The sequence below is a fragment of the Streptomyces pseudogriseolus genome (assembly GCA_002154585.1).
Lineage (GTDB): Bacteria > Actinomycetota > Actinomycetes > Streptomycetales > Streptomycetaceae > Streptomyces > Streptomyces pseudogriseolus.
Map to the genome: position 1 here is coordinate 1 of MUNG01000252.1, position 7,887 is coordinate 7,887.

General features: G+C 74.8%; 8 protein-coding genes. 7 read left to right on the top strand and 1 reads right to left on the bottom strand.

All coding sequences use genetic code 11. From position 1 onward, the window contains the following. The 6 genes from CCN29_RS22135 to CCN29_RS22160 all read left to right on the top strand — a co-directional run. Positions 1-239, top strand: a 239-nt coding sequence (locus tag CCN29_RS22135; RefSeq protein WP_442538446.1) for a M55 family metallopeptidase, incomplete at its 5' end; no start/stop codon positions are given. Continuing rightward, positions 232-1,536, top strand: a complete 1,305-nt coding sequence (locus CCN29_RS22140) for a M20/M25/M40 family metallo-hydrolase (protein WP_006130893.1) — start codon at positions 232-234, stop codon at positions 1,534-1,536. The genes CCN29_RS22135 and CCN29_RS22140, both read left to right, overlap by 8 nt. A 16-nt stretch (positions 1,537-1,552) precedes the next feature. Further along, on the top strand, positions 1,553-3,505 hold the full coding sequence (locus CCN29_RS22145) for an LpqB family beta-propeller domain-containing protein (RefSeq protein ID WP_006130892.1): 1,953 nt from the start codon (positions 1,553-1,555) through the stop codon (positions 3,503-3,505). Further along, on the top strand, positions 3,502-4,443 hold the full coding sequence (locus tag CCN29_RS22150) for a S66 peptidase family protein (RefSeq protein ID WP_442538447.1): 942 nt from the start codon (positions 3,502-3,504) through the stop codon (positions 4,441-4,443). Before CCN29_RS22145 ends, CCN29_RS22150 begins: the two co-directional genes overlap by 4 nt. 27 nt (positions 4,444-4,470) lie before the next feature. After that, entirely contained in the window at positions 4,471-5,028 is a 558-nt protein-coding gene (locus CCN29_RS22155; protein ID WP_086683954.1) for a GNAT family N-acetyltransferase, read from the top strand. Positions 5,029-5,087: 59 nt separating this feature from the next. Continuing rightward, positions 5,088-7,091 (top strand): DUF5107 domain-containing protein, encoded by a 2,004-nt coding sequence (locus tag CCN29_RS22160; protein WP_086683957.1) that lies wholly within the window; start codon positions 5,088-5,090, stop codon positions 7,089-7,091. Positions 7,092-7,098: 7 nt separating this feature from the next. Here CCN29_RS22160 and CCN29_RS22165 read toward each other — a convergent pair whose 3' ends face one another. Further along, complete coding sequence (locus tag CCN29_RS22165) at positions 7,099-7,446, bottom strand: VOC family protein (protein WP_006130888.1); 348 nt, start codon at positions 7,444-7,446, stop codon at positions 7,099-7,101. 123 nt (positions 7,447-7,569) lie between these two features. Here CCN29_RS22165 and CCN29_RS22170 point away from each other — a divergent pair. Further along, positions 7,570-7,887: phage holin family protein (locus CCN29_RS22170; protein ID WP_086683960.1), on the top strand; the 318-nt coding region annotated here is incomplete at its 3' end.

A 7,887-nucleotide genomic window follows, 5' to 3' on the forward strand; every position in this document is an offset into this window, starting at 1 on the left:
ACGGTGAAGGGACCGCCGCGCACCGGCTCCCGGCGCACCGCCAGCGCGGCGGTCCCTTCACCGTGGCGGTGGAGTTCGACGCCGAGCACCTGGCCACCTCCGTCACCGTCGTTCCGGGCGTGACCCGGAGCGGCGAGCGCAAGGTGATCTACACCAGCGAGACCATGTACGACGCGATCCGCACCTTCAAGGCGGTCACCACGATCGCCTCGGCCGCGGTGGAGGAGCAGTATGGCTGACCAGCTCGCCCTGGACGAGGTCGTGACCTTCACGTCCGACCTGATCAGGATCGACACGACCAACCGGGGCGGGGGCGACTGCCAGGAGCGTCCCGCCGCCGAGTACGCGGCGGCGAAGCTCGCCGAGGCCGGCCTGGAGCCGGTCATGCTGGAGCGCACCCTGGGCCGGACCAACGTCGTGGCGCGGCTGGAGGGCACCGACCCGTCGGCCGACGCGCTGCTGCTCCACGGCCACCTGGACGTCGTCCCGGCCGAGCCCGCCGACTGGAGTGTGCACCCCTTCTCCGGGGAGATCCGCGACGGCGTGGTCTGGGGACGCGGCGCCGTCGACATGAAGAACATGGACGCGATGATCCTGTCCGTGGTGCGCTCCTGGGCCCGCGAGGGCGTACGGCCGCGCCGGGACATCGTCATCGCGTTCACCGCCGACGAGGAGGCCAGCGCCGCGGACGGGGCGGGATTCCTCGCGGACCAGCACCCGCACCTCTTCGAGGGCTGCACCGAGGGCGTCAGCGAGTCCGGCGCGTACACCTTCCACGACGGGCAGGGACGGCAGTTCTACCCGATCGGGGCCGGCGAGCGCGGCACCGGCTGGATGCGGCTCACCGCCCGCGGCCGGGCCGGACACGGCTCCAAGGTCAACCGGGAGAACGCGGTCACCCGTCTCGCCGCCGCCGTCACCCGCATCGGAGAGCACGAGTGGCCGCTGCGGCTCACCCCCACGGTGCGCGCGGCGCTGACCGAGATCGCCGCCGTGTACGGCATCGAGACCGACCTGTCCGACGTGGACGCCCTGCTGGACAAGCTCGGCGGGGCCGCCAAGCTCGTCGAGGCCACCGTCCGCAACAGCAGCAACCCGACGATGCTCGACGCCGGCTACAAGGTCAACGTGATCCCCGGCGAGGCCGTCGCCCACGTCGACGGGCGGTTCCTGCCGGACACCGAGGAGGAGTTCCGGGCCACCATGGACCGGCTCACCGGCCCCGACGTGGACTGGGAGTTCGCCCACCGCGAGATCGCCCTCCAGGCCCCGGTGGACTCCCCGACGTTCGCCGCCATGCGGGAGGCCGTGCGGGCGTTCGCGCCCGAGGCGTACACCGTGCCGTACTGCATGTCCGGCGGCACCGATGCCAAGCAGTTCGCCCGGCTCGGCATCACCGGGTACGGCTTCGCACCGCTGAAGCTGCCCGAGGGCTTCGACTACCAGGCCCTCTTCCACGGCGTGGACGAGCGCGTGCCGGTCGAGGCGCTCCGGTTCGGTGTCCAGGTGCTCGACCGGTTCCTGCGGTCGGCCTGAGCGAGTGGGGGAGACAGTGCAGACCCTGGCGTACGGCGAGTGGCCCTCGCCCGTCGACGCGGCCACGGCCGCGGCCCACGACGGAAGCCCCGAGTACGTGGGCTTCGTCGGGGACGAGGTGTGGTGGACCGAGCCCCGGCCCGCCGAGGGGGGCCGGCGCACCCTGGTGCGGCGGCACGCGGACGGCACGGAGGAGTCCGTCCTGCCCGCCCCGTGGAACGTCCGCAGCCGCGTCATCGAGTACGGCGGCCACCCCTGGGCCGGCGCCGTGCGCGACGGCGAGCCCCTCGTGGTGTTCGCGCACTTCCCCGACCAGCGCCTCTACCGCTGGGAGCCGGGCGCCGAACCGGTCCCCCTCACGCCGGTGTCGCCGGTCGGCCCGGGGCTGCGCTGGGCCGAGCCCGTCGTGCTGGCGGAGCGCGGCGAGGTGTGGTGCGTCCTGGAGGAGTTCACCGGCGACGGCCCGAGCGACGTGCGCCGGGTGCTCGCCGCCGTGCCGCTCGACGGGTCCGCCGCGGAGGACCGGGGCGCGGTACGGGAGCTGACCGGGGAGCGGCACCGGTTCGTCACCGGACCGAGGCTCTCGCCCGACGGCACCCGCGCCGCCTGGATCGGCTGGGACCACCCCCGCATGCCGTGGGACGGCACCGAGCTGATTGTCGCCGACGTCGCCGCGGACGGCACGCTGACCGGCGCCCGCACCGTGGCCGGCGGGCCCGAGGAGTCCGTCCCGCAGGCCGACTGGACCCACGACAACCGCCTGCTGTACGCCAGCGACCGCACCGGCTGGTGGAACCTCTACCGGGACGGCGAGCCGGTCTGCGCGCGCCCCGAGGAGTTCGCCGGGCCGCTGTGGAAGCTGGGCCAGCGCTGGTTCGCCCCGCTGGACGGCGGGCTGATCGCCGTCCTGCACGGCAAGGGCGCCCAGCGGCTCGGCGTGCTCGACCCGGAGACCTGCGAGCTGGTCGACGCCGCCGGACCGTGGAGCGAGTTCGGCCCCACGCTCGCCGCGCTCGGCGAACGGGTCGTCGCCGTCGGCGCGGGACCGCGCATCTTCCACGAGGTCGTGGAGCTGGACACCCGCACGGGCCGGGCCCGCGTGATCGGCGCCGCCCACCGCGACGCCGTGGACCCCGCCTACTACCCGGAGCCCGAGGTCCGCACCTTCACCGGACCCGACGGCCGGGAGATCCACGCCCAGGTGTACCCGCCGCGCAACCCGGACCGCACCGGCCCCGCCGGCGAGCTCCCCCCGTTCGTGATCTGGGCGCACGGCGGCCCCACCGGCCGCTTCCCGCTGGTCCTCGACCTGGAGATCGCCTACTTCACCTCGCGCGGCATCGGCGTCGCCGAGGTCAACTACGGCGGCTCCACCGGATACGGCCGCGACTACCGCAACCGGCTGCGCGGCCGGTGGGGCGAGGTCGACGTGGAGGACTGCGCCGCCGTCGCGCGGGCGCTCGCCGAGGAGGGCACCGCCGACCCCGCCCGGCTCGCCGTCCGCGGCGGCAGCGCCGGCGGCTGGACCACCGCCGCCTCCCTCACCACCACCGACGTCTACGCCTGCGGCACGATCATCTACCCGGTGCTCGACCTCACCGGCTGGGGCACCGGGGAGACCCACGACTTCGAGTCGCAGTACCTGGAGACGCTGATCGGCCCGCGCGCCGAGGTGCCCGAGCGGTACGAGGAGCGCTCGCCCGTCACCCACGCCGACCGGCTGCGCGCGCCCTTCCTGCTGCTCCAGGGGCTGGACGACGTGATCTGCCCGCCCGTGCAGTGCGAGCGGTTCCTGGACCGGCTGGCCGGCCGGGGCGTCCCGCACGCGTACCTCACCTTCGAGGGAGAGGGCCACGGCTTCCGCCGCGCGGAGACGATGGTGCGCGCCCTGGAGGCCGAGCTGTCCCTGTACGCGCAGGTGTTCGGGCTGAAGACGCCCGGAATCCCGGCCCTGGAGCTGACACCGTGAGCACCCTGACGCCGCTGCGGCGGCCGCCCCGCCTCGCCCCCGGCGCCCGGGTCGCGGTGGTCGCCCCCAGCGGCCCCATCCCCGAGGACAGGCTCGCCGCCGGGCTCGACGTGCTGCGGGGCTGGGGCCTCGACCCCGTGACCGCCCCGCACGTCCTCGACCGGCACGGCGCACTCGGCTACCTCGCCGGCGCCGACGCCGACCGCGCCGCCGACCTCCAGAACGCCTGGTGCGACCCGGCCGTCGACGCGGTGATCTGCGCGCGCGGCGGCTACGGCGCGCAGCGCATGGTCGACGCCCTCGACTGGGAGGCGATGCGGGCCGCCGGGCCCAAGGTGCTCGTCGGGTTCAGCGACATCACCGCACTGCACGAGGCGTTCGCCGTGCGGCTCGGCCTGGTCACCCTGCACGGGCCGATGGCCGCCGGCGCCGACTTCGTCAAGAGCGCCCGCGCCCAGGAGCACCTGCGCGCCACCCTGTTCGACCCCGAGTCGGTCCGCACGCTCCGCACGGACCGCTCCGGCGGCACCGCGCTGGTCCCGGGACGCGCCCGCGGGGTGACGCTCGGCGGCTGCCTCTCCCTGATCGCCGGCGGCATCGGCACCCCGCACACCCGCGACTCCGCGCGCGGCGGACTGCTGTGCCTGGAGGACGTGGGCGAGGAGACCTACCGCCTCGACCGCTGCCTCACCCAGCTGCTGCGCGCCGGGCTGTTCGACGGCGTCGCGGGGCTGGTGCTGGGCTCCTGGGCGGAGTGCGACCCGTACGACGAGGTGCGGACGCTGCTCGTGGACCGGCTCGGCGGGCTCGGGGTGCCGGTGGCCGAGCAGTTCGGCTTCGGCCACTGCGAGGACGCCCTCACGCTGCCGTTCGGCGTCGCGGCCGAACTCGACGCGGACGCGGGGACGCTGACGCTGGACGAACCGGCGCTGAGCTGACGCCGGACGGCGTCGTAAGGTGACAGGGTGCCGCACACCGCTTCCCGTTACCTCACCGAAGGCCGCCGCGTGGGTCTGCGCCACTTCACCTACGACGACGGCGCCGAATTCACCGCACGGGCCAGGGAGAGCAAGGACCTGCACCACCCCTGGCTGTTCCCGCCGGACACCCCGTCCGCGTACGCCGCCTACGCGCAGCGGCTGATCGAGGACCCCGCCAAGGCGGGGTTCCTGGTCTGCGAGAAGGAGGCGGACGGCGCCCTCGCCGGCTTCGTCAACATCAACAACATCGTCGAGGGCGGCTTCCTCTGCGGCGCCCTGGGCTACGGCGCCTTCGCCCATGCGGCCGGACGCGGGCTGATGCGCGAGGCGCTGGACCTGCTCGTGCGGTACGCCTTCGGGCCCATGCGGCTGCACCGGCTGGAGATCAACGTGCAGCCGGGCAACGCCGCCTCCATCGCCCTCGCCCGCGCCTGCGGCTTCCGCAAGGAGGGCTTCTCCCCGAAGATGCTCTTCATCGACGGCGCCTGGCGCGACCACGAACGCTGGGCGCTCACCGGCGAGATGCTGACCGGCGGCCACTGACCGCGCCCCGGGAAACCGCAGGTGCGGGCCTCTGTTCAGGCGGGCGTCCGGCGGCTTCCATGGAGATCGTGACGACGATCCGACATGAGGTACTCACGCTGCCGGCCGCGCGCCTCGGCCCCGACAACCCGCTGCCCGCCCTGCGTCCCCTCGACGAGATGCACCGCATCGAGGACCGCGACAAGAAGGACCTGCCGCGCGACATGGCCCGGCAGATCGGCCACGCCCCGCTGCACAGTCTGCTGCCGGTCGCGGTCCGCGACGGCTACGACCGGGACCGCGCGCCCCGGTCCCTCGACGCCCTGGTCATCGAGAACGACCGGCTGCGCGCCACCGTCCTGCCCGCCCTCGGCGGCCGGATCGCCTCCCTCGTCCACAAGCCCACCGGCCGCGAACTGCTGTACGTGAACCCGGTGTTCCAGCCCGCCAACTTCGCGCTCAACGGCGCCTGGTTCTCCGGCGGCATCGAGTGGAACATCGGCGCCACCGGCCACACCACCCTGTCCTGCTCGCCCGTGCACGCGGCCCGCGTCCCCGCCCCGGACGGCGGCGAGATGCTGCGCCTGTGGGAGTGGGAGCGGCTGCGCGACCTGCCCTTCCAGGTCGACCTGTGGCTGCCGGACGGCTCCGACTTCCTCCACGTCGGCGTGCGGATCCGCAACCCGCACGAGCGGCCGACGCCGACGTACTGGTGGTCCAACATCGCCGTCCCCGAGGACTGCCGCGTCCTCGCCCCCGCTGAGGAGGCCTACCTCCCCCACTGCCTGAACGGCGTGGGAGGCGCCCCCATCGGCTACGAGCAGCGCCTGCGCCGCGTCCCCGTCCCCGAGTACGACGGCGCCGACCGCACCTACCCGCCGAACAGCACCTACGCCGCCGACTACTTCTACGAGGTCCCCGAGCGACGCCGGCGCTGGATCGCCGCCCTGGACGCCGACGGCCGCGGGCTCGTGCAGACCTCCACCGACACCCTGCGCGGCCGGAAGCTGTTCGTGTGGGGCCGCGGGCCCGGCGGACGGAGCTGGCAGCAGTGGCTCACCGAGCCCGGCACCGGAGGCTACTGCGAGATCCAGGCCGGACTCGCCCGCACCCAGCTGGAGCACGTGAGCCTGGAGCCGGAGAGCGAGGTGTCCTGGCTGGAGGCGTACGGGCCCTTCGAGGCGCCGCGTGACGGGGAGTGGGGCGCCGTCCTCGGCGAGGCGGAGACCCGGCTGGAGGGCGTGCTGCCGCGCGCGGACGTCGACGCGGCGTACACGGCCTGGCTGCCGTACGCCGACACCGAGCCCGGCGAACGGCTGGCCGCCGGGTCCGGATGGGGCGCGCTCGAAGTGCTGCGGGCCGGCTGGAAACTGCCCGGCACCCCCTTCGAGGAGAACACCCTGGGCGAGGAACAGCAGCCCTGGCTGCGGCTGCTGCGCGCCGGCGCCTTCCCCGAGCCGCCGGACAGCCGGCCGCCGGGCGGGACGCTGGTCGCCCGGCACTGGCGGGACATGCTGGAGACGGCGCCCGCGACCGGTCTCACCGAGTACCACCTGGGCGTCGCCCAGTGGCACGGCGGCGACCGGGCGCAGGCCGTGCGCAGCTGGGAGCGGGGGCTGGCGCAGGACGGCCCGTCCTGGCCCGTGCTGCGCTGCCTCGCCGTCGCCGACCGGGAGGAACGCCATCCGGAGCGCGCCGCCGACCGCTATGTGCTGGCCTTCGACGACCTGTGCCGCGAGGCCGGGGAGACGGGCGACGGCACGGCGGGGGAGTGGACCGCCGTCGTGGCCGCGCTCGGGCGGGAGGCGGTCGAGGCGCTGCTCGCGGTGGGGCGTACGGCCGACGCCCGGTCGGTGTGGGAGCGGCTGGCCCCCGCCACCCGGGAGCGCGGACGCTTCCGGCTGATCGAGGCGGGCCTGCTGCTCGCCGAGGGGAGGCAGACGGAGGCCCGCGCCGTGTTCGACGCGGGCTTCGAGGTCGCCGACCTGCGCGAGGGCGACGAGGTGATCGGACGGCTGTGGGCGCGGCTCACGGACGAACCGCTGCCGGAGCGCTACGACTTCCGGATGCGGGCCACGCCGTGACGGGGGGTCAGGCGCGGCGGTCCGCGTACTCGTAGACCGCCCCGTCCGGATGGCGGGCGATCAGGTTGCGGCCGACGGGGGTGGGCAGCGGTCCGGCGAGGACGGCCGCGCCCATCTCCTCCAGCACCTGGCGGGTCTCGTCGACGTCCTTGACCGCGATGGTCGCGGCGACCTTGCGCAGCACGTCCAGTTCGGCCTCGGGGCCGCTCATCAGCAGGAAGCAGCCCACCGCGGCGACCTGGACCCGCTCCCGCTCGAACCGCAGGGCCTTACCGCCCGCGAGACGCTCGTAGAAGGGGATGGCGGTCTCGATGTCGTCGACGCAGACGCGCAGTGTGGCACCCAGAATCTCCATGCGTCCGAGCGTAGTTGGACGCCGTGGGCGGCGGGCGGGGCGCGGGCGATCTCCACAGCACTCTCTCGCCTGCCGTACGCCCGGGGAGAGTTACCGGGTTCCGGGCACGGGTACCCGGACGCCATGCAGCGTTCGGAACACATGCGGCAACTCGACCAGCACCTGGTGGACGAACTGGCCCACGTGGCCCGGGAGTCCGTACGCGCCGAACTGCGTGAGCAGGCGCGGGGGCAGCGGCGCAGGGCGGCGTTGTACGCCGGCTCCGGCGCCGCCGCGCTGTACGCGGGCGCGGCGGCGGCTCTGGCGGTGGGCCTCGCCCTGGCCCTGGTCCTGCCGGACTGGGCGGCGGCGCTGATCACGGCGGTCGTCCTGGCGACGGCCGCCGTCGCCCTGCGCACGGCGGCCCGCCCGACACCCCCGGGCGCCCCGGTCCCCGGCACG

Excerpts from the sequence above, each read along its gene's own strand:
- CCN29_RS22140 (WP_006130893.1), top strand. The coding sequence starts at position 232 with ATGGCTGACCAGCTCGCCCTGGACGAGGTCGTGACCTTCACGTCCGAC.
- CCN29_RS22160 (WP_086683957.1), top strand. The coding sequence starts at position 5,088 with ATGGAGATCGTGACGACGATCCGACATGAGGTACTCACGCTGCCGGCC.
- CCN29_RS22165 (WP_006130888.1), bottom strand. The coding sequence starts at position 7,446 with ATGGAGATTCTGGGTGCCACACTGCGCGTCTGCGTCGACGACATCGAG.